This is a genomic window from Spirulina sp. CCY15215 (assembly GCF_016888125.1).
Classification (GTDB): Bacteria; Cyanobacteriota; Cyanobacteriia; order Cyanobacteriales; family Spirulinaceae; genus CCY15215.
The window spans coordinates 1-23057 of record NZ_JACSWA010000582.1 but is presented as its reverse complement, the minus strand read 5'-3'; the positions used below and the strand labels follow the sequence as shown (position 1 = coordinate 23057).

At 42.7% G+C, this 23057-nt stretch carries 18 protein-coding genes and 2 pseudogenes; 4 read left to right on the top strand and 16 right to left on the bottom strand.

Translation table 11 applies throughout. The features are described 5' to 3' along the window. Nucleotides 1–2: 2 nt before the first annotated feature. Nucleotides 3–1232 (bottom strand): pentapeptide repeat-containing protein, encoded by a 1230-nt coding sequence (locus tag JUI58_RS21010; protein WP_204105774.1) that lies wholly within the window; start codon nt 1230–1232, stop codon nt 3–5. Nucleotides 1233–1336: 104 nt separating this feature from the next. After that, nucleotides 1337–1477, bottom strand: a complete 141-nt coding sequence (locus tag JUI58_RS21005) for a hypothetical protein (RefSeq protein WP_204105773.1) — start codon at nt 1475–1477, stop codon at nt 1337–1339. 72 nt (nt 1478–1549) lie between these two features. Between JUI58_RS21005 and JUI58_RS21000 the strand changes: the two genes are divergently transcribed. After that, on the top strand, nt 1550–1921 hold the full coding sequence (locus JUI58_RS21000) for a diacylglycerol kinase (protein WP_204105772.1): 372 nt from the start codon (nt 1550–1552) through the stop codon (nt 1919–1921). A 19-nt stretch (nt 1922–1940) separates the two neighbouring features. Here the strand turns inward: JUI58_RS21000 and JUI58_RS20995 are convergent, their stop codons facing one another. Continuing rightward, complete coding sequence (locus JUI58_RS20995; RefSeq protein WP_348539944.1) at nt 1941–3242, bottom strand: homoserine dehydrogenase; 1302 nt, start codon at nt 3240–3242, stop codon at nt 1941–1943. A gap of 155 nt (nt 3243–3397) precedes the next feature. Between JUI58_RS20995 and JUI58_RS20990 the strand changes: the two are divergent. Next, nucleotides 3398–4549: pseudogene (locus tag JUI58_RS20990) on the top strand (NAD-dependent epimerase/dehydratase family protein); the annotation flags it as partial. Nucleotides 4550–4722: 173 nt separating this feature from the next. Continuing rightward, the gene (locus JUI58_RS20985; RefSeq protein WP_204105770.1) at nt 4723–5316 is read left to right on the top strand and encodes a DUF4291 domain-containing protein; all 594 of its coding nucleotides are present in this window, start codon (nt 4723–4725) and stop codon (nt 5314–5316) included. Nucleotides 5317–5488: 172 nt separating this feature from the next. Here the strand turns inward: JUI58_RS20985 and JUI58_RS20980 are convergent, their stop codons facing one another. From JUI58_RS20980 to JUI58_RS20960, 5 genes are all read right to left on the bottom strand, one after another. Then, nucleotides 5489–6196: an RloB family protein gene (locus tag JUI58_RS20980; RefSeq protein ID WP_204105769.1), complete on the bottom strand. Its 708-nt coding sequence runs from the start codon at nt 6194–6196 to the stop codon at nt 5489–5491. A gap of 6 nt (nt 6197–6202) precedes the next feature. Beyond that, nucleotides 6203–7504, bottom strand: coding sequence for an ATP-binding protein (locus JUI58_RS20975; protein ID WP_204105768.1), 1302 nt, complete (start codon nt 7502–7504; stop codon nt 6203–6205). A gap of 243 nt (nt 7505–7747) precedes the next feature. After that, entirely contained in the window at nt 7748–9061 is a 1314-nt protein-coding gene (locus JUI58_RS20970) for a hypothetical protein (RefSeq protein WP_348539947.1), read from the bottom strand. A 218-nt stretch (nt 9062–9279) separates the two neighbouring features. Further along, a complete protein-coding gene (locus tag JUI58_RS20965; RefSeq protein WP_204105767.1) occupies nt 9280–10473 on the bottom strand; it encodes a HEAT repeat domain-containing protein in 1194 nt (397 codons plus the stop codon). 216 nt (nt 10474–10689) lie between these two features. Beyond that, nucleotides 10690–11208 carry an NYN domain-containing protein gene (locus tag JUI58_RS20960; protein ID WP_204105766.1) on the bottom strand — a complete coding sequence of 173 codons (519 nt, stop codon included), beginning with the start codon at nt 11206–11208 and terminating at the stop codon, nt 10690–10692. An 812-nt stretch (nt 11209–12020) separates the two neighbouring features. Here JUI58_RS20960 and carB point away from each other — a divergent pair. After that, nucleotides 12021–15257 (top strand): carbamoyl-phosphate synthase large subunit, encoded by a 3237-nt coding sequence (gene carB / locus JUI58_RS20955; protein ID WP_204105765.1) that lies wholly within the window; start codon nt 12021–12023, stop codon nt 15255–15257. A gap of 104 nt (nt 15258–15361) precedes the next feature. Here the strand turns inward: carB and JUI58_RS20950 are convergent, their stop codons facing one another. The 8 genes and pseudogenes from JUI58_RS20950 to ndhM all read right to left on the bottom strand — a co-directional run. After that, complete coding sequence (locus JUI58_RS20950) at nt 15362–15730, bottom strand: response regulator (RefSeq protein WP_204105764.1); 369 nt, start codon at nt 15728–15730, stop codon at nt 15362–15364. Between the two features lie 434 nt (nt 15731–16164). Continuing rightward, entirely contained in the window at nt 16165–17049 is an 885-nt protein-coding gene (locus tag JUI58_RS20945) for a chemotaxis protein CheW (RefSeq protein WP_204105763.1), read from the bottom strand. A 1058-nt stretch (nt 17050–18107) separates the two neighbouring features. Continuing rightward, nucleotides 18108–18953 carry a glutamate racemase gene (gene murI, locus JUI58_RS20940; protein ID WP_204105762.1) on the bottom strand — a complete coding sequence of 282 codons (846 nt, stop codon included), beginning with the start codon at nt 18951–18953 and terminating at the stop codon, nt 18108–18110. Nucleotides 18954–18985: 32 nt separating this feature from the next. Continuing rightward, the gene (locus tag JUI58_RS20935) at nt 18986–20851 is read right to left on the bottom strand and encodes an N-acetylmuramoyl-L-alanine amidase (protein WP_239121621.1); all 1866 of its coding nucleotides are present in this window, start codon (nt 20849–20851) and stop codon (nt 18986–18988) included. Between the two features lie 68 nt (nt 20852–20919). Next, the gene (locus tag JUI58_RS20930; protein WP_204105761.1) at nt 20920–22329 is read right to left on the bottom strand and encodes a cation:proton antiporter; all 1410 of its coding nucleotides are present in this window, start codon (nt 22327–22329) and stop codon (nt 20920–20922) included. Beyond that, nucleotides 22319–22537, bottom strand: coding sequence for a hypothetical protein (locus tag JUI58_RS20925; protein ID WP_204105760.1), 219 nt, complete (start codon nt 22535–22537; stop codon nt 22319–22321). The genes JUI58_RS20930 and JUI58_RS20925 overlap by 11 nt, the downstream gene beginning before the upstream one ends. Then, a pseudogene (locus JUI58_RS27890) lies at nt 22503–22763 on the bottom strand (DUF6737 family protein). The gene JUI58_RS20925 and the pseudogene JUI58_RS27890 overlap by 35 nt, the downstream one beginning before the upstream one ends. Continuing rightward, nucleotides 22750–23057 (bottom strand): NAD(P)H-quinone oxidoreductase subunit M (ndhM, locus tag JUI58_RS20920; protein WP_204105563.1); only part of this gene is annotated, 308 nt, incomplete at its 5' end. The pseudogene JUI58_RS27890 and the gene ndhM, both read right to left, overlap by 14 nt.

Below are 23057 nucleotides of genomic sequence, written 5' to 3'. Positions count from 1 at the left end.
GCTCATTTCTCCTCATTGGTTGATTCTTTCAAAACAATACCCATTTGTTGACAATCGCGATTTGAGGTTGTGCCATCAGGTAGTATTGTTTGACAAAGTAGTGCTTGACTGAGTTGCCCCTTCGTTAAATTTTTTGCATTTCGTAAGTTGGTTTTATATAATTTTGTTCCTTTGAGAATCGCACCTTCTAGATCTGCTTCTTGCAAATCAGCACAATCAATAGCTGCTTGAGTTAAATTAGTCTTTTTAAGATCTGCACCTTGCATTTTAGCAAACCGAAAATCCACATCTGATAGATCTGCATCCCAAAGTTTTGCTTTTACTAAACGAGCTTTGTTAAAACTAGCTTTTTTCGCCCTTGCGCCAACTAACATGGCATCATCAAGGCGAGAATCAACAAAACGACATTCTTCAAGTATAGCCTCAGTTAAAATTCCTCCTTCTATGAAGGAGGAACTCAAATCGGCATTTTTAAGAATAGCTCCATTTAACCTTGATCCTCTCAAATTTGCTGAATTTGCTCTTATCCCTGTTAAATCTCTTCCTTTTGGCGCACAAAAAAAATCAAGATTGGATTTGTCTAGAAAAAAGTTTGTCAGCCCTAATCCTTCAGGTATGTATGCTCCGATTAAATTAACACCAGATAGATTTAATTTTAATTGTGTAAACTCATCCTTAGAAATATGTTTTTGACTCACTAAGTTTGCAATGACTTGCAAACAGACTTGTATATCTTCTTTAGGTCGAGGGGGATTAAAAATCATCTGCCTAATCTTATCCAATTGTTCTTGACTTAAATATTGCTCGTTGGCAGTAGCAAAAACACCACGATTTATGAATTCTGAAGGGCTGTTAACTCTAATGAATGCACAAAGAATCTCTACAATGTTTAAAATATCTCGGTCTGAATCAATTGCAATTCTTTCCAAAGCGTATAAGCCACCAATCCTGACCGATAAATTATCAGATCCAATTTGCTCGACTGCTTTAGAAAGTCGATCAGTAATTTGGCTATCTAATGTTATTTGAAGCTGATTCCAAGTAAAGAATAAACCAATCAGCAGTGCTGATCCCCCCACTACGCTCCCAATTGTCGTAATAAAACTTGCTCTATCTTGAGCAGTTTGAGGCTGAACATAAAACACTTCTACAGCAACAAGAAGTATGCAAAGCAGTATCAAAATTCCAATCGCATATCTAAAAAGGTTTCGATTGAGTGATGACCTGTTCATAGCTTAAATAAGTAAATAATTTTGAATTGTACCAAAATTATTTACTGCCATACAACTAAGAAACGAGTGGTCATCAGAAGCTACACGGTCACACAAACTATTCGTCATTGTTTCTCGCTCTTTTCTTGAACATATTTTTCAATAAATTCCACCACCACCGCATTCATATTTGTCCCTTCCATTTTGCAGCGCGGTGGAAGAACCGATCGCCCTTCTTTGCTAAAACACCCGTAAAATACTGGCAACCTTAACTCCTGGGCGATCGCCGCACAAGAACCGGGTGTAAAATTGGGATATCCTGCCTTTACACCTCAGCCATGTCTAATCGATTTCGTTCGTCAGGCTACCATCCCATCCGGAAGGTTAAAGTAATCTTGTCCGGTCTTCATGTTGCAGTAGCTACTGACTTCAGCGTTGCTTATAAAGTAATTTTATCAGTCCCTGTTTTAGGAATTGCTTTCTTTTTACGGCAATGGGTAGACTTTAGCTTGCTATTATTAGCGATGGGGTTAATGTTGATTTCCGAGCTATATAACAGCGCGATCGAGGTTTTGTGCGATTTTGTGGAGCCTAATTATAACGATCGCATACGAACGATCAAAGATATTGCCGCAGCAGCCGCAGGTCTCAGCATTATAGTCTGGGCAACACTTTTAATCATCGAGAGCATTCGTCTTTTGCAGATATAAAAGCCCATAACTCTATCCATTAAAACACCCGTAAAATACTGGCTACCTTAATATCATCCACAGACTCGAATTGATGAATAGCATCGATCGCCCGATGGAAATTGCCCTCCCGCACATCGTGAGTTACTACCACAACCTCCGCGCGATCGCCTTGAAAGCCAATTTGCACGAGAGATTCCAAACTGACCCCATTATTGCCAAAACAAGTCCCCAAATGCCCCAAAACCCCAGGGCGATCGCCGCACAAAAAGCGGGCGTAAAATTTGGTTTCTAACTCCTCAATCGGCGTAACTGTGGCATAATCTTGATGGAAACAGCCATAAAGGGGATGAACGCCTTTACTCGTATCAATACTTTTCAATAACGCCACAATATTGAGAATATCTGCAACAACCGCACTCGCCGTCGCCCCTTTCCCCGCACCTGGGCCATAAAACATCACCTCTCCCAAAGGATCCCCTTCAACGAAAATGGCGTTATATACCCCATTAACACTCGCGAGGGGGTGCTTATAGGGAACGAGAGTGGGACCCACCCGCACTTGCAAACTGTTGCGAGTATGGCTGTCCTTTTGGGCGATCGCCAGCAATTTAATGGCAAACCCCAGGCGATCGGCATAGGTAATATCGGTGGTGTTAATTTGACGAATGCCCTCCCGTTCGATATCTTCGTAGCGAATGCGATCGCCAAAGGCCAAAGAAGCCAAAATGGAAATCTTATCCGCAGCATCAAAACCATCTACATCTGCCGTAGGATCCGCTTCCGCATAGCCCAACTGTTGCGCTTCAGCCAGAACATCCGCAAAATCCCGCCCCGCTTCCTTCATCTGGGTCAAAATATAATTGGTCGTCCCATTAATAATGCCCGTGATGCGCTGAATGCGGTTAGCACCCAAGGATTGTTTTAAAGGCTGTAGAATGGGGATTCCTCCCCCAACCGCCGCTTCTAGGAGAATGTATACCCCCGCCTTATTCGCCGCCGTGTAAATCTCATCCCCATGACGGGCAATTACCGCCTTATTTGCCGTTACCACGTGCTTACCCGAGGCGATCGCCTTGAGGATCAGCGATCGCGCCGGTTCGATCCCCCCGATCAATTCCACCACAATATCAACTTCGGGATCCTCTATAATACCCTCAACATCCGTCGTCACAATCTCTGGCGGTAGCGCGATCGCCCGAGGTTTATCCAAGGAACGAACCCCCACCCGGTGAATTTCCACCTCCCCCAGTAAAGCATTGCGTCCGGCTGGATTCAACAAAATTTCCGCCGTTCCCGTCCCTACTGTTCCCAAACCCAATAACCCGATCTTAAAAGCCACGATCTTTATTTCTCTAACATTTTCCTTTCTCTAGAGTAGCGAGAATTGGCAGTAGCGGAAAGAGGGAAGAGGAGTTAGCAGGTCAAACTCTTCCAAAGATGTCTCAATACCTGATACATTTACCCAGTATTGGCAAATAAAGTTGAAAAAATAATATGAAAGCTCTGGTTATCGGTGGTGATGGTTATTGCGGTTGGGCAACAGCCCTTCACCTTTCTAATCAAGGATACGAAGTCGGCATTCTCGATAATTTAAGTCGCCGCTACTGGGATACGAAGTTGGGAGTCGATACCCTGACCCCCATCGCCCCCATTCAAAAACGCTTACAACGATGGCAGGAGTTGACGGGGAAAACCATCGATCTGTTTATTGGCGATATTACCGATTATGATTTTTTAAGCAAATCCCTACGGCAATTTGAACCGACTACAATTGTTCACTTTGGGGAACAGCGATCGGCACCTTATTCGATGATCGATCGCGAACACGCTGTTTTTACCCAGGTTAATAATGTGGTAGGAACGTTGAATATCCTTTATGCCATGAAGGAGGATTTTCCCGATTGCCATTTGGTGAAGTTGGGAACGATGGGAGAATACGGTACCCCCAATATTGATATTGAAGAAGGTTATATCGAGATCGAACACAACGGACGCAAAGATACCCTTCCTTATCCCAAACAACCAGGTAGTTTCTATCATCTTTCCAAAGTTCACGATAGCCATAATATTCACTTCGCTTGCAAAATTTGGGGGCTTCGCGCAACGGATCTCAACCAAGGTATTGTTTATGGGGTGAAAACAGAAGAAACGGCGATGGATGAACTTCTCATCAATCGTTTAGATTACGATGGTGTCTTTGGGACGGCATTGAATCGCTTCTGTATTCAAGCGGCGATCGGACATCCTTTAACGGTTTATGGAAAAGGCGGTCAAACGCGGGGTTTGTTGGATATTCGCGATACAGTACGCTGTATGAAATTGGCGATCGATAATCCTGCGGAACCGGGTCAATTCCGTGTCTTTAACCAATTTACGGAACTTTTTAGTGTTGGCGATCTGGCGTTGAAAGTCAAGAAAGCGGCGGCTAAAATGGATTTGGAAGTAAAAATTGACAATCTTCCCAATCCTCGAGTTGAATTGGAAGAACATTATTTTAATGCCAAGAACACGAAACTTCTTGATTTAGGCTTAAAACCTCATCTTCTTGATGAGTCTTTACTCGATTCTTTGCTCAATTTTGCCACAAAGTATCAAAATCGAGTTGATAAACAACAAATCTTGCCTACGGTATCTTGGCATCGACAACAAAAAGAAGAAGTAACTTCTCCAACCAATAATGGTACGGGAAAAAATGGTAGCATTCCGGTTTCTTCTCCTGAACCTGTTGCTGCTAACTGAAGCTAAAGGGCGATCGCGCTAAAGTATATAGGGGTGTTCCTGAGAACATCTCTATATTTTTTGTTTTTTGGTCTTATTGCATGGTTTTTGTTTTAGAATCCTACCGCGATCGCTGCGATCGCTTACCCAAAACAGGGCGACATATCTTGGCACAATACGATGAAGAATCAATTGTTGTCTACCAAGCATATCATCCCGCGATCGGCCATTTTGCAGCAGAACAAGGATATTTTGGGGGTGAGTCCTTTAAGTTTGATCGCATGAGTTGGATCAAAACTAGCTTTCTCTGGATGATGTATCGTTCGGGATGGGGAACAAAACCCGGTCAAGAAGTGATTCTCGCCATTAAACTCAAGCGGACTGCATTTGATGAAATCCTGTCTCTGGCTATACCTTCTCATTTTAGTCCTAAACTATATGCAACTCAAAAAGAATGGAAACAGGCTCTCAAGAGGTCTTTAGTGCGTTTACAATGGGATCCCGATCGCCAACCTAATGGCGATCGTTTAGAACGACGTGCGATTCAATTGGGACTGCGAGGAGAAGTTCTCTCTCGCTATGCCAGAGAATGGATTGTAGAAATAGAAGACATTTCCGATTTTGTTCGAGAACAATATAACCATATTAGAGACGATCGGGAAAATTTACTAATTCCTAGAGAAGAAAACTATTAAAAAGTATAGAATTAATTAAGCTGTTTGTCATTTAAACCGTTCTCATAATCTTTCTATCCGTTTAGACTACTCACAATCATCTTAAGGAGTGACAAGGGACTATCCTTGGTGAACTAATTTCAATTTTTTGGCTCGTCTTCTTTGAAATTGATTCAGAATAATTTTTATTCAGTTAATCACTGTCTTCAAAAATAACTCTATTGAGTGTTTCAACTAATTGAAAAACAGTCGTTGACGGATTCATATTATGTCTTCTTATTTTTTCTTCTACCGATAGATTATCCAAACTATCTGATTTTTCATCTCTAGCATAGCTTTGCCAAAGTTTTTTTGCATTTCTTATTGCATTTTCTTGTTTATCTTTGAGTTTATCATACATATCTTGAGAATTTTTCTTATATTTCTCTCCCAATCTTGTTTTTGTACTTAACATTTCATTTAAGTTGCTTCGATGTGTTGCACTTTCATAATATTCATAATGTAATAAATACCATAATTCAAAAGCATCATTAGAAATTGCTAAATTGATATCATTGTTACTTGCTAATTGAATAGCTTCATTAAAGTTGTGCTGATTTTTATTTTCTGGCTTTGCATCTCTATCAAAAACGCACCAAACTTCATCTTTTTCATAAGTTCTATCTTTTTTCTTCTTCTTTATAGCTTCTTTTACAACTGTTATTCCTACTCCACCTCCTTTGTTACACGCAGTTTGAATTTCAATATCGATCGTGGCTTTTTGCTTATCTCTACCTATTTGTTGAAAATACTTAAAATAGTTAGGTTCAGTTTGCTCTCCTTCGCAAATAATAAGAAATCTTTTTCTAATCTGTCGTCTATTTACTTTTCTTTGTTTAAAATCTCTATTTTTTTTAGACATTTTTAATTAATTATATAAAGGTTTTAAAAGATTACCAATTAAAGGAATTGCTCCATATCTTCCACGAATATAATCTGACTCAAAATCCCGATCTTCTGAAATATCATATTCTACCAAAGAATATAAATCTGTTGCTCCAATGGTATTCTTTTCTGTAAACCAGATTTGATCTCGTCTGAACAGTCTACTTCCAAATAAATCGGGATTGAGTAAATTTATATCATGAGTTGTGAAAATCAGTTGTGCCGATTTCGGATTATAATCATTTGAATTAAATAACTGGATTAGTTTATGCGTAATAATAGGATGCAATCTAGCGTCTAATTCATCTACAATCAGAATTTGACGATTTCTTAAAGCGTTTAAAATAAGAGCGGAAAAGTAAAACAGTTTTTTCGTCCCCTCAGATTCATTTTTTTCAAGATCAAATTTTTCCAATCCAACTATTTCATTATTTTTATCATATTTTTTGTGAGATGTTTGAATCAAAAACTCATTATGTAATGATTTAGAAAACAAAGATTGTACTAAATTTTCTCTAGAACCAAATAGATTTTTAGGAGAAATTTCTTCTTTAGTAATTTCAATATCTTGAATGGATAAATCCAAATTTTTAATTAATTCAATAATTTCTTTTCTCCTTGGAGGATATTCACAAGCTCGCAAGGTAAATTGTTTATATAAGTTATCATATTTCCCTGCTCCAAAAATAGTTCTACAATTTGCAAACCATCTTATAATTTGCGTAGAAACTTTACCATTAAATTGCGAAGAAACAGAAAGAAATAGAGAATTTGGTTTAGTTTTATCATCTAAGTTTATACCTTCCTTAAAAAATTTAGGACTTATTTTAAAACCATTTCTACTTCTTTCAAATAATCTGTATTCTTGAATATTAGGTGTATAGTACAACCACTCTTTTATGATTTTCTTTTGAGATACTTTAAAACCATATCGATAAACTTTTTTATCTAAACAAAAACGAGCTTGAAAAAATGATGCTTTTTGCTCTGTTTCTGTACTTAATCTAAAAGGTTCAACATCAATTTCATCTGTAATTTGCATCTCTTTAGAAGAATTAATCACAAAGTTTTGCATAAAGCTAAATGCTTTGGCGAGATTACTTTTTCCACTTGCATTAGCTCCATAAATAACTGCTGTTTTTAATAAACTTAAGTCTTCTTCAACTGAAAAGACATTATTTTCATCAATATCCGAATCTTTGCTCTTAATTTCAGAGGCAACCATGCTAAAAGTAACGACTTTTTTAAAAGACAAGAAATTGCCAACCTGAAACTCAATTAACATAATTTTAATTCATCCTTATTGTTATTTTCTTGGTTTAAAGTGGAATATGATTTTAGCAGTCATTTTAACGTTTTATTCTATTTTGATTACTTTATTGATTTTTTGATCATGAAAATCTCTTGTTGATTTGTAGCGATCGCTTCATCTAATCTCCAAACAGGGCGCGATCGCTAAGGGATTCAGTTGGATTTGTTTGGGGAATCCCCGTCTCTTTAGAGCGGGGAGGATGTTAATCTAAAATCATCAATTCAAAGAATCTAACTTTTCTTGCAGTTCTTGGGGCGATCGCGGTTGCCAATTTTCTCCCCATAAGCGTCGCAACATTTCTATCGCTTTTTCCCGTGTTTGTCCCGTATTGCCCTCATGTCTGCGCCAAAACGCATCCCACCAGTCCGGGGGTTCAACTTTATTACCATCGTATTCTGTGGGTCGTCCTGTCTCACCATCAACGACTAAACTGCCTACATAGTCTGCATCGGCATAGACGCGATCGATCTGTTCTTTAATCTCTCGCAGATCTTGTTCGGAAACAACCCCGTTACTGGTGGCTTTGTAAAATTGTACCGTGACTCGGATGGGAAAATCTGGATCCCGTTCGATCGCCAAATTGTCAATTTCAGTGAAGGGTCCTTCAATTTCACCGTGACCGATAACGGCAGCCTCAACGTCGCTACGGGCGCTGCTTTCAGGGGCAACTTCAGACATTACCATATTATCGTCCATAGCACCCAATCCGAAGCGCAAGGGCTGTTTCTGTTTGAGGGGAACTTGGATTAACATTACCATATTTAACCCTTCTTCTCCTGCTGCTTCTGGGGTGGGATCTGTTGTTGTATTTTCCGATCCTTCTGCTGTTTGAAAGTCGCTGAGACGTTGACCCGTTAAACTAGCCCGATCGCCGTTTTGGTTGAAAAATAAACGCTGTCCCCAAGTTCCTCCTGCGTCAAAAGCATCTCGTTTATTATCAATAACAGTAACACTTGTGCCTTCCCGTGTCGCTAAAATGGTGAGAACGGCGGGATCTCCCTCATAGGATTGATAATTGAACAAAACGGGATTAAATTCAGCTTTCCCGTCTCGGGGAATGGGGAGAAAACAGGCTTGGGCAGAAACCAGAACATGAGTATCGCGATCGGCGAGTAAGGATGTTTTTCTGCTGTTCCAAGAGTCCGGCTGGTTTAAATAACCGCGCAGATTGCCTAAAAGTTCTCGTAAGGACACTTTTTGTAAGGATTGTCCTTTTTCATTACCTGCGAGGAGAAAGAAGCGATCGAGGGGAATATCGGCGGATTTGTCGGTAAAATTGGGATGCCGAATGACGGGCATTAAGTGCAGTTGATATTCATCTGTGCGGGGATTGTGCTGTTGTACTTGAATGGTCATATCGCTAATATTCGGTCCAACCGCAGAGTTATTGTAGCGTCCTGTATCCTCCCAAGTGACGTTGAGGATATTTAACCCGAATTGCTGGGCTAAGGTCTGCGATCGCGCGTTGGAAACCATGGCGACGGTTTTTTGCACGACCTGCTGATAAAAGGTGTAATCAACATAATTCATCTGTCTGGGGGCTTCTTGCTTAACAATTTGTTTAACAATAGGAGAAGATTCGGGGATGGCGATCGCGCTAGAGGTTAAACTGAGAGGAAGACCCAAAGCAAGGGTAAGGGCAAGATTTCTTAATTGCATGGTTTCATAGGGCATGGTGATGATGCTTTTACCATAAAGTAATTCTTCCCAGCGATCGCCTGAGTTACCGTTTTCGCAACGGCGATCGCCTATTCTAAAGAGGTAATCTGACAGCGATCGAGGGCGGCGATCGCGTGCAGTCGAATGCTGGGAGTATTGTGATCTTGCAAGGGAACTAAAACCTCTCTTGCGTCCGGCTCTCCCAATTGTCCCCATGCTTGAATGAGATACTTTAAAATGTGAGGAGATTTGAGAGCAGGAGATGAAGAAGAGAAAAAATCAAGCAGCACTCGAGTCGCACGAGATTTAAGGTGAGGAGTTTCCATTCGCCCTAAAACGCGAATGGTTTCTAATAGCTTTTCCTCGTCTTCTGAAGAGAGGATTTTGTGTAAGTATTCTAAACTCGCTTCTGTCTCATTCCACGCTAAAGCACGGATGAGGGTAAGTTGTAGGGAAATAGGAGTCGCCCGAGATTGGAAGACGTGAAAGAGAGTTGCGGCTGCTTCGGAGGTTTTCAACTTGCCGATCGCGATCGCCGCTTGTTGACAAATTTCTAAGTTTAAATCGTATAAGCGAGGGGTTAAAAGCGTTAATAAATCTAATTCTGAGGTCAAATCTCGCCACAATCCCAAAGCAATAATTGCTTCTTTTCTCACTTTTATATCCAAGTCGTTTAAGGCTTCGATTAAAACAGGAATAAAACGGCGATCGCGAATCGTTCCCAAGGTTTCAATAACAATAGTGCGAATTTTGGCATCTTCATCCCTGACCACGGTTAATAATGACTCGATCGCTGCGGGATGGCGAATCTGGGAAAGTGCCTGAGTTGCTAATCGACGGGACTCGGGTTGTTGTAGTAAGTGTGCTAAAGTGGCGATCGCGGATTCTCCTAAATTAGCAAGGGCTGATGCAGCAATGGCGGTTAATTCCTCGTCTTCCGATGTTTGCAAACACCCCATCAGCGCCTCGATCGCTAAAGGGCGATCGAATTGCCCTAAAATACTACCAGCAAAGCAGCGTTCCTCCATCTCAATCTCCTCATCCTCAAGAATTTCGATCAGAGGAGGAATAACGCGATCGCCAAATCTGGGGAGAATTTTGGCAATTTCCCACCTTTCCTGAAAATCACCATAGTTCAAAACCGTTAAAGCTAAATTGAGAAACTCCTCATCAAAGGGAGTTTTTCCGTCTTCGGTTAACGGTAATTGCTGTAAGCAATAATTCACCTGCAACCAATCACGATCTTGAGTTGCACTTTTGGCTTTTGCTAAAATCTCCAGCATTTTTGTCAATGAACAATTATCAATGATGCCATTATGACCAATTCTACTTTTTTTAGGTGGTAGAAGTCCAATTCAGTTTCTGGGTATGACCGTTTACCTAGGGCGATCGTGCAATTCTCGCATTGTCTTGTTGCGAAATAAGGATTTCGAGTGCAATTAAACAAGGATTGATAATCATTTCCTTAGAACCTTCTTAGTATATGGCAAAATATGAGATTAATAATCAGATTTTTCAATGCGATCGCGAATATCATTGAGATCGATATAACAATCCGTTGCATTCCGCAATTCTCGGGCGATCATTCCTTCAGTAGAAACAACAGTAATATGTGTATTTTTAGACCGCAATAATTCAATTGCGCGTTCAAAATCACCATCCCCACTAAAGAGAACCACTTGATTATATTGTTCGCAAGTGTTAAACATATCAACGACAATTTCAATATCCAGATTCGCCTTTTGGGAATAGCGTCCAGAATTATCATCGTAATACTCTTTCAATATTTTCGTGCGAACCGTATAACCCAAGCTAATTAAAGCATCCCGGAATCCTCTTTGATCCTGCGGATCTTTTAAACCCGTATACCAAAACGCATTAACCAAAGTCACATTGGGCTGATTTTTGAAATGTTCTAAAACTCGCCTAGGATCGAAGAACCAACCGTTTTTTTGTTGGGCATAGAACATATTATTTCCATCTACAAAAACAGATAGACGATTTTGTGTATAAAGCATAAAAACAAATAACCGAATAAAAATTACCACCGACTTTTCGGTAATTCAAGATGTTAGCGACTCTATTCAGGAAATTGTTACAATTCGCTAAAAATGGATTCCCATTATTTCCTTTTTTACCTACACGCATTTACATCTACGCGCAAGGACAAAATGCACTCGAAAACTTTCAAGATACTAGACAATCTAAAACTGTCAAATATATTGTCCGATAAGGTCTATTTAAATAGAATTTCAATTGCAAGTTTTTATTTGGGGTTGCTCCGATTGTAATTGGTTCAGAAGAAGAATAAATTGATTCAGAAAAAGAACAAATTAGTTCAGAAAAAGAACAATTAAAGCCGGAAAAAGAACAATCCCAAAGGAAAATTAGATTCATGTATGTTTGAATTGGGGTCTATTTTTAATAAATTGTTTCATCCCGATCTAATGTTTGTAGCTGTTTAGCATTTAAAATTAGATATTTAAGTTGGTAACATTCAAGAGTAATATAAGTACGAATTACCGATCCTGAAGCCACCCTAAAATCTTCTCAAAGAATATGGGTTAGAGAAGACCCTAGATCGACTATACATTATGACTATACATCATAAAGGGGTGCAGCTTAATGGCCGCTCCAGGATCTCTGATTGTACAGCCGTTGCCCCAGATCTGCAAGAGAAGATAAGTTCATCTGCTGGAAGTAGATTCTTTTCACGTTTCTTGTTTATTTGTCGGACAATTTACGAAAAACATTCAACAGCAGACAGTCCCAAAGAGAACCTTGCTGTAGAATAGTCTGGATTTAGACACCCTCAGTTCTACAAATTCCTATGCCTCGTCGCGAAGACCTCAAAAAAATCCTTATCCTCGGTTCGGGCCCCATCGTTATCGGTCAAGGCTGCGAATTCGATTACTCAGGAACTCAAGCCTGTAAAACCCTTCGACAAGAGGGTTATGAAGTTATTCTCATTAACTCCAACCCAGCAACGATCATGACGGATCCCGAAACCGCCGATCGCACTTATATCGAACCTCTCGTTCCGGAAATGGTCGCGAAGGTGATCGAAAAAGAACGCCCCGATGCTATTTTACCGACAATGGGGGGACAAACCGCCCTCAACCTTGCTGTGGCTTTGGCCAAAGATGGCACCTTAGAGAAATATAATGTAGAACTCATTGGTGCCAAACTCCCCGCCATTGAAAAAGCCGAAGATCGCCTCTTGTTTAAAGAAGCGATGGAAAAAATCGGTGTAGGGGTTTGTCCCTCGGGTATTGCCAATAACTTAGAAGAAGCCCGGGCGATCGCCAAAGAAATTGGCTCCTATCCTCTCATTATTCGTCCTGCTTTCACCCTCGGGGGTACGGGAGGAGGAATTGCTTACAACCAAGAAGAATACGAGGAAATGGCACAGGGAGGTATTGATGCCTCTCCCATGTCACAAATTCTCGTCGAACGCTCTCTTTTGGGATGGAAAGAGTACGAATTAGAAGTGATGCGGGATATCGCTGATAATGTAGTTATTGTTTGCAGTATCGAAAATTTCGATCCGATGGGGGTACATACCGGAGATTCCATTACCGTTGCTCCTGCCCAAACCCTGACAGATAAAGAATATCAGCGCTTGCGAGACTATTCCATCGCCATCATCCGAGAAATTGGCGTGGAAACCGGAGGCTCTAACATTCAATTTTCCGTTAACCCCATGAATGGGGATGTAATTGTCATTGAAATGAACCCTCGGGTGTCGCGATCGTCTGCCCTCGCGTCGAAAGCAACGGGTTTCCCCATCGCCAAATTTGCCGCTAAACTGGCCGTGGGTTATACTCTGAACGAGATTTCCAACGACATTACCAAGCAAACCCCGGCTTCTTTTGAACCGACGATTGATTATGTCGTCACTAAAATTCCTCGTTTTGCTTTCGAGAAATTCCCTGGCTCTGAACCCACCCTCACTACCCAAATGAAATCTGTTGGGGAAGCGATGGCCATTGGACGCACGTTCCAAGAGTCCTTCCAAAAAGCCCTCCGATCCTTGGAAACGGGACGCTACGGTTTTGGTTGCGATCGCAGCGAACCTTTACCCACTCTCTCGCAAGTTAGCGCTAATTTACGCACCCCCAACCCCGATCGCGTCTTTAGTATTTATCACGCTCTCACTTTAGGCATGACCGTGGAGGAAATCCACAACCTAACGGCGATCGATATTTGGTTTTTGGACAAATTAGCAGACTTACTCAAAACCGAACGCTTCCTCAAGCAAACTCCCTTAAATGAGATTTCTGCGACAGATATGCGGTTCATTAAACAACAAGGATTTTGCGATCGCCAAATTGCTTTTGCGACCAAAACAACAGAAGATGCAGTTCGCAACTCTCGCCAAAAATTAGGGGTTAATCCAGTTTATAAATTAGTCGATACTTGTGCGGCGGAATTTGAGGCTTATACCCCTTATTATTACTCCACCTACGAACCGGAAGAGTCAGAAATTCGCACCTCTGACAAACCAAAAGTGATGATTCTCGGAGGGGGACCCAACCGCATCGGACAGGGGATCGAATTTGACTATTGCTGTTGTCATGCGTCCTTCTCGCTTCGGGATGCAGGATACGAAACCATCATGGTTAATTCCAATCCTGAAACCGTTTCTACGGACTACGATACCAGCGATCGCCTCTATTTTGAGCCTCTTACTAAAGAAGATGTTCTCAATATCATTGAAGCCGAACAACCCGATGGAATTATCGTTCAATTTGGTGGACAAACCCCGCTAAAATTAGCCATTCCCTTACAAAATTATCTCAACCAACATCCAGGCAAAACTAAAATTTGGGGAACTTCTCCAGACTCCATTGATATCGCAGAAGACCGAGAACGATTTGAAAAAATTCTCAACGAACTGGAGATTTTACAGCCTCCCAATGGCATTTCTCGCAGTTACGAAGAATCTCTGGTCATTGCCAATCGAATTGGTTATCCCGTCGTTGTTCGTCCCTCTTATGTTTTAGGGGGTCGGGGCATGGAAATTGTTTACGCAGACTCAGAATTAGAACATTACATGACCTTTGCGGTGCAAGTCGAACCCGATCACCCTATTCTGGTGGATAAATTCCTCGAAAATGCCGTTGAAGTTGATGTTGATTGTGTCACCGATCGCGAAGGAAATGTAACGATTGGCGGCATTATGGAACATATCGAACAAGCTGGGATTCATTCGGGAGACTCTGCTTGTTCTTTGCCCTATACTTCTCTATCCGATACGGCTTTACAAATTATTCGGACATGGACGGTGAAGCTGGCAAAAGTATTAAATGTTATCGGTTTGATGAACATTCAATACGCAGTTCAAGGGGATGTGGTTTACATTTTAGAAGCCAATCCACGGGCTTCTCGGACGGTTCCCTATGTTTCCAAAGCAACGGGAATTCCTCTCGCTAAAATCGCTTCTCTGGTCATGTCTGGTAAAACCTTAAAGGAACTGAATTTCACAGAAGAACCCACCTTTAAGCACGTTGCCGTAAAAGAGGCTGTTTTACCCTTTAAAAAGTTCCCCGGTACCGATACTCTTCTCGGTCCTGAAATGCGTTCTACAGGGGAAGTAATGGGCATTGATTCTGACTTTGGTAAAGCCTTTGCTAAAGCAGAAATGGCAGCAGGAGAACAATTACCGCAAGAAGGAACGGTCTTTATTTCCGTTAGCGATCGCGATAAATCTGCGGCTATTCCCATTATCAAAGAGTTCTTAGATTTGGGTTTCAAAATTATTGCCACTACGGGAACGCATAATGTTCTGCAAGAAAATGGTTTAGAGTCGGAATTAGTGTTAAAACTGCATGAAGGTCGTCCTCATGTTTTAGATGCCATTAAGAACGAGAAAATCAACCTGATTGTCAATACTCCTTCGGGACAAGATGCCCGGGAAGATGGAATGCTAATTCGTCGTTCTTGTTTGGCTTACAAAATTCCTCTCATTACCACTCTTGCGGGGGCAAAAGCAACTGTAGCTGCAATTAAATCCTTGCGATCGCAACCTTTGGAAGTGAAAGCATTGCAAGACTATATTGTTTGAATTTTTGACTAAATCTGTAGGGTGGGACGGGAAACTCTTAATATTTTTCAAGTTCTCCTAGTATCCCTGCCCACCCTACTGAAAAGTATCTCTAGGTTACTTGCTTAATCTAAGTTGAGTAAATGTTGTACTGTAGTGATAAGTTCATGCGCCTTAAACGGTTTGACAAGATATGCGTCTGCACCTTGTTTCAATCCCCAGTAGCGATCGATCTCCGTAGACTTGGAAGAACAGAGAATCACTTGAATATGTTTCGTTGCGGGATGGGACTTGAGTTTGCGGCATAATTCATAGCCATTGAGCTTAGGCATGATAATGTCTAGAATAATTGCATCGGGACGCTCTTTTTTAATCTTCTGAATTGCCTCAACTCCATCTCTAGCCGAAGTCACAGTAAAATTATTGCTTGCAAGCCACTGAGAAATGATATAGCGCTGAGTTTTGCTATCTTCAACAACTAAAATGGTACTCATGGTTTTTGATATGCCATTGGTTTGGGTTTAAGCTATTTTGGGTCGGTTATCCGATGAATTTATTCTAGAATTAAGAGCCGATATCCCCCATGAGGCAGAAGTCTCAGCTTTTTTTTAGGACTCTTTGCTATGTCCTTGAGGACTTCCTTGAGGACTTCCTTTAGGACTTCCTTTAGGACTTCCTTTAGGACTGTAGATGCTTGCAAGATGCTTGAACCATGATTACGCTAAAGAAAAAACCAGCAGATTTTTATTGCAGGTTTTCTCGAGTTACCAAAATTGCTCGATCTCAGACAGATCGAGTTACACAACATTGTAGCAGAAATTCTTCTGAGACTATACACTGGAATTTCTGTTATTAATACTTTACAATACCAATTCGTGTTTTAATTGTTATCGCACCCAAGCCGCTATTTTTGCTTGCTCTCAGCCTGCTAATTAATACGATTCAGGATAGTCTGGGGATTGAGAACAATGCGTCCCGTTTGTTGCAAATACCCAGAAATAAAGTGTTCCAGTCTAGGGGCAAATAAACCAACGGGAGATTGCAATCCTTCCGTAACGAGAGATTCGATTTCGTCAACTCGTTTTACTACTAACCCTAAAACTCGATTCTGAATTTTAGCGACAATTACATTCAGTGAAGTTTCTAGAGAGTCTTGCAAATCTCCTAATCCCAGTTGGCGATCGAGATCGACTAACCATAACATTTCTCCCCGCCAATTATAAATGCCCAAAATAAACTCAGGCATATCAGGAATGGCGAGAATTTGCGCCGGAATAATCTGCAAGATTTCTTGAATATTTTCCACAGGGAATAAAGCTGCATTTTCCATCGCAATTTGCAAACCCAAAAATTTCTCTTCTGGTATGGGTGGAGAAACTGGGCGATCGGGCTGTTCCATCTCCCGATGTGTTTTTTCTTCTGGGGAAAATTCAACAATTGCGTCATCAAGAGAAGATCCCGACTCCAACCAAGAATCTAGATCGATCCCTAATTTGCTACTATCGAATTGTAGGCGATCGCGCCAAGAGGGTTGCGGGCGACCTTGAATATGGCCAATGATTTCTACTCCAGCTAGGGAAGGTATTCGCAATCGTTTTAATCCTTTTTCAATCACCGCTAAGGTAAATTGGCGATCGGGAATCTCTTCCGCTTCTAGGGTGACAAGGAGAATATTGCTTTGCCATGCTACTCGGGCGCTAATGCCCTTGGTTTTGAGCTTATGATTGAAAAACGAGGCGATCGCTTTGGGATTTCCTTCACGCACCAGTTGCAAAATTCGCTTTTGTTCCAATTGTACTTGCTGACTCATCATTTTACGGGAACAATCGTATCCCCTCTAGTTTTAACTCGATCGCGCAGACTTGAAAATAAAAAAATTTTTTCCAAATTTGTCACGAGTGAGATTAGTTGTGTTAATCTTATATTAAGGGTTTCCAAGATTTCCTGCACTCTTTTGCAGTGTTGGGCAATATGAGAAATAAATAATCCATAACTACGTTGGGGAAAGACTATTTCTTGTCTCACCTAAAACAAAATCAAAAAGCAGTAGTTCTTTAAGAGGGATTGGTGAGGAATCTTTATCTCGGCTAAAAGAGTCTGCTAAGATCGTACTTGATTCAATATTCAATAGTTGATTCAGTATAGACATAATAAACATAGCTTAACAGACATAGCTTAAAAGACATAGCTTAACAGAGGAACTTAGATTTTTAATATTAAAGTTCCGTTATAGTTTCCCCTCCTGTTCGCATGAACTCTTGAGGATTATGTTGTTTGAGAAATATGTGAGTAATGGGTTAGCATAATTCAGGCAAAAGCCGAAATTGAAAGGGAGTCTCAATTGTTGAGGGCTACTTTTAGGATCGGAATATTTTTGCAAATCTTGTGTTGAAAACTAATTTTGAGATGTTGGTTTAGGTAAGTTGGTTTATATAAGTTCGCTTATATGATTTCGCCTATCTAAGTAAACAACATCGATTTGGAGGTTTGAAAGGGGAGTAGACTGAAAAAATTATTCAGTTACTCGCTGCTAATTTCTGGCTAGAGTTTTTTGGGCAGAAATCAAAGGGGGTGATGGGATTGCGATCTTTGAAACGGGCAGTATTTGCTTTTGCTTGTTTTTTGCGATGTTAATCGCAATAATTTCAGGATTAAAATTCACGAACTTAAAGTAAACAAACTTAAAAGATTTTTTCGCATGGCGTTGGAGGTTAACTTATGATCATTCTATTTGTGGCGACGGGTTACTTGTTACTGGTTTATTTTTTGTTGGCACTGGCCGGACGGAAGAACAAAACAGAACGGCCAGCACCACACAGAATACAATCCGGGAGTTAAGCATCCCAGATTGTTCGTGTTTTAAATTAAGACTTATAAGTCTACCGCATTCAGAGGCATTGATGCAAGTCGTGTGTCTGAAAGGTAGACTTTTTCGGTATTAGGGGGTTCTGGCAACCACTGTCGGGATAATTGGGAAAAGCGTTGAGGATCGCCGCTAACACAGAAACGGGTATGAGGCAAGCACCTTCCTCCCTGATTATCCAGACTTAATAACTGGAGTTCCCGTGCTGCAGCTTTGGCAACATAGTAAGCTGGGTTGATCAAATGAACTTGGGGTGGCAAAATCGTTTTCAAGACGGGAGCAAGATGGGGATAGTGAGTGCATCCGTAAATTAAAGTATCGATTTGATTCTCCAATAAAGGACGAAGATAATCCATCGCCACTTGACGGGTATAGGGGTCGCGAAGGCGATTTTGTTCGATCAGAGGAACGAATTCCGGACAACCCACCTGCCAGACGTGGACATTGGCATCGATTTCTAGGATTGCCTGACGATAGGCATTGCTGGCTGCTGTAGCGGGGGTGGCGATCGCGCCAATTCGTCGGCCTGTTTTGACCGCAGCCCGCGCCCCTGGTAAAATTAAGCCCAGAATGGGAAAATCAAACTCCGATCGCACTTCATCCAAAGCAAGAGCAGAACTGGTATTACAGGCCATAATAACCATTTTCACCCCGACCTCATTCATCCAAGTTAGAATTTCTCGGACAAACTGGAGAATTTCCGCCTTCGATCGCGTCCCATAGGGCAATCGTGCCGTATCCCCAAAATAAAGAATCGATTCTCTGGGTAACTGTCGGTAAAGTTCATTAAGAACAGTTAACCCCCCAACACCACTATCAAAAACACCAATACGTTTAGTTTGGAATTCGTTCATATCCCATTCTGATTCATTAAAACAATCAAATCTTAGCGCCGAGTTGCCCGAATGTATTCCAGAATTCCTTCGGCGATCGCCTGCGCCATTTGCGATCGGAAAGCAGAGGTCGCCAAGCGCGGTGCATCATCTCGCCCAGTCACAAAACCCACTTCCACTAAGGCCGAGGGCATAGAGGTATTACGAAGCACATAAAATCTTGCTTGTTTAACACCTCGACTGCCAATGCGGATATTTCTCAAAATCCGCGACTGAATAGCGTTCGCCAAACGCTGCCCCGCATAAGAATAGTAAAAAGTTTCCACCCCATTGACATCGGGACGACTCAAACTAATGGCATTGGCATGAATACTCACAAAAGCATCAGCACGAGCGCGATTCGCCATTTCCGCCCGACCTGCCAAGCTGACAAAATAATCGCGATCGCGGGTCATCACCACCTGAACCCCATTTTGTTGCAGAATGCGAGAAACTTCCAAGGAAATGGGCAAAACCACATCTTTTTCCTGCAAACCACCAATACCGATCGCCCCGGGATCTTTGCCGCCATGTCCAGGATCGATGGTAATCAAAACGCGACCGTTAATGGGGCGGGGGGGAGTCGTGGGAGGGGGCGATGGGTTGGAAGGGAACGTATTTCTCGGGGGAGTTGAAACGCGAGGGGGGATGGGACGAGAGGAAATCGGAGTAGAAGATGTCCGCTCTTGATTGAGGGCAAGAGAGAGAAGAGTAGAACTCAGTTGGTTCAATTCTCCCGCCACAATACCACGAACGGTTTTTAAGAGAATTTCTACGGTGTTGGCGCGATCGTGTTGGCGCAAGCGTATTTCAGCAATGGGACCGTTGGTAAGGAGTTGCGGACCGCGAACCCCCTCTGCTAATTGAGCATTGGGAATAGTAATAATGTACGCTTCAGCATCGCTATCCCACCGAATCGACCCTCTTATGCTGCCATTGCCCCGGATATAGAGTTGGTTGCCCAGACCCCAATCTACCGAACGAATAGTAGCGAGGCGATCGCGTTGGGCAATGGGGGTTGTCACCTCAATGGGAGTAATATTATTATCACTAGATTCTGAGGGAACAACAATGCTTTCCGGTGGTGCAGGGGGAGGCGGATTGTCCCGGCGCACCCCTGCACCCTCGATCGGCACGATCGCCAAGCCATTGCGACCCAAGGTAGCATTCCAGTCTGTTTGTTCTCCCGTTGTCTCGAGGGTAATTCTCGCCTTGGGGGGAGAGATGCTGACTTGAGAAAACGCCACCTGTTGCACTCCCAAACGATCCACCGCCAAAGAGCGAGATACTAGATCTTCAGGTAAAACAATCCCTTCGAGATTGATTTCCACTTGGCGGCCATCTACCCCCTGACTAACATTAACGCGACCGGCTTCGGTTGCTTCCAAGCGCAGGTAAAAACCATTTTGGGTGCTTTGAAAGCGTTGGCGATCGCTTTTGTTGAGAGTAGGGGTTGGGGCTGGGGTTGGCTCCGGCGAATAGGCGATCGGGGTCAATTCCGGCGCAACCTCTGCTGCAACAATGCGTTCGGGGTTGGGTAACTGCACCGACCATTGGGTTGCCGATGACCCCTGAAAATTGACTGCTTGGGGATCGATCGTGTAACCCGGGGCGAGTTCAATCACCAAACGCGCCGTACCTGGAGTCACTTGTCCCACCCGAACGCTGGCGATCGCGCCACCAATACGTTGAGGGGTCAAACTATCATCCAACTGTACCCCTGGCAAATCGATCGCCAAGCGCGTCGGATTGTCAATTAAATGGGCGCTTGGCTGCACATCGCTATCCGTGGTAAAAACCAAGCGATTCTGAGAAGAATCGAAGCGCCAAAACAGAAGCCGTGCAGCCTCTGCGGGAGAGCAAGAGAGCAAAACGCTCAATATGCTAAGAAATAACCAATATTTTCTCAAAATCCTCTTTCCTCACCAAGGAACGACGAACAAGGGCATTAGGCTTCAGAAGATTCCCCTGAAACCGCTTGCGGCTCTTTGAAGACGACCCTTAACAAAGGCGGTGCAACAAACGTTGTTGTAATCACCATCATAATGATAGCTGCCTCAGTTGCGGGAGAAAGTGCGCCACTGGCAGCACCCACCCCAGCAAATACCAATCCTACTTCCCCTCGGGGGATCATGCCTACGCCAATCGCTAATTTGTTTAAATTAGGCTGTCCAAAAAGAGTAAATCCTGTCACTACTTTACCCAGAATCGCGACAACAATCAGGAAGGCAGCAATAATTAATCCTTCTCGGTTGGCGGGAATGGCGGGATTAAGCACGCTGAGGTCGGTTCTCGCCCCGACGACTACAAAGAAGATGGGGACGAAAATATCCGCCACAGGGATCACTTGTTCCTCGAGTTCTTTGCGTTTTTCGGTTTCAGCTAAGATTAATCCAGCCGCAAATGCGCCTAAAATGGCTTCAAGTTGAATAGCGGCGGCAATATAGGAAAGGGTGAAAGCAAAAATAAGGGAGACGATCAACAGTTGCCCACGAGTGTTCAAGTTATCTACTAGGGCGGTGTAGAAAGGTTTGAGGAGACGACCGATCAGAATTGCCCCGACGAGAAATGCCCCGGCACTGATGATGAGATAGACAATATTGGTAATTTGAATTTCTCCAGTTTTCACCAAGCTGGCGACTACGGCGAGGACGATAATCCCCAAAACGTCATCGAGGACGGCGGCACCGATAATAATTTGTCCTTCTTTGGAACTCAGTTGTCCGATTTCTGCGAGGACTTTGGCGGTGATCCCGATACTGGTGGCAGTGAGGGCTGCACCGGCGAAAATGGCGGGAATGGCACTAATGCCGAAGATGAACATCAAGCCTGTTGTCCCGGCCACAAAGGGGACGACAACCCCAACTACAGCGACGATCGCCGCTTGAGGTCCAACGCGGATCAGTTCTTGTAGTTCTGATTCCAAACCAATTTCAAAGAGAAGCAGGATCACGCCAATTTCGGAAAGGACGGAAATGACTTCGCTTTGGGTAGTAAAAACGGCTCCTGCGTCCTCGGGGGAGAGATGGTCAGTGAGTTGCAGGAATTGGATAATAAGGGAGTCTCCTGCTTGGGAACCGCCTTCGGGAAAAACGAGGAGATGCAGCGCCGATACGCCAATGACTACCCCCCCTACTAATTCCCCTAAAACGGGGGGTAGGTTAATGCGGGCGCAAAGTTCGCCGCCGATTTTACTGGCTGCATAGATCAGCACCAAACTCAGCAGCACTCCTGCGAGGATGAAGCTACTATCGGCGGCGGCTTCGGCGGTGGCTAAGAAGTGATGAGAAAGCCAAGGGAGAGGTTGGGGGTTAATGAAGGGAGGGGAATTTGCCCAAGTTATTAAATTAGGAGTCATCGAAAAAATGGGTAGAAACCCCGTCCCGATCGCGATCGCGGAGGACGGCTTTACATTTCCCCTTTCGGGGTAGAGGGGCATGGTTGCCCTTCTTCTGATTAACATTCTGCACTCTTGATTGAGGCAGGTTTCCTAGATTATCCCGAGAGGGGGTCACTCTACCGATTCTCTCGCTACAACCTAGGGGGTAAATTTTGGGCTGCGACATTTCCTTGTTCCTTTGTTGCAAGGGATTCTCTCACCATCCTAGGCACAAGAATTAAAAAAAACAGCCACCATAATAAAATCGGTATTGTCACCAAAATAGTGAGCAAAAGCGATCGCAAAAGCAGCTAACTACCCGCGATCGCAACTCCCCCAGTTAATAAAATAGACCAAGGCTGACACCACCAAGGCTTATAATCCCAAAAATTCATGCTTTTAATATTTTCCATCGCTATCGGGACTTTCTAGCCGAGGCAGCCCCATACTATAATTAGTAACGCGACCTTGCAGATTGTAACTAATTTGGCCGCCCTGCAAGAGAGAACGAATCAAATGTTCAAGATCGGAACCAATGCGACGGAGGTTGTATTCCGTCAAATCCTCACCATTATAGGATTCAACGAGATCGTCAAAGGTTCGGTATACTCGTTGCAGAGAATCTTCATTCCAGTTAAATTCATTGTCAGGATCAATATCAAGGGTGAGAACCTTATTGCTCTCAACGAAATCATCATCCTGTAATT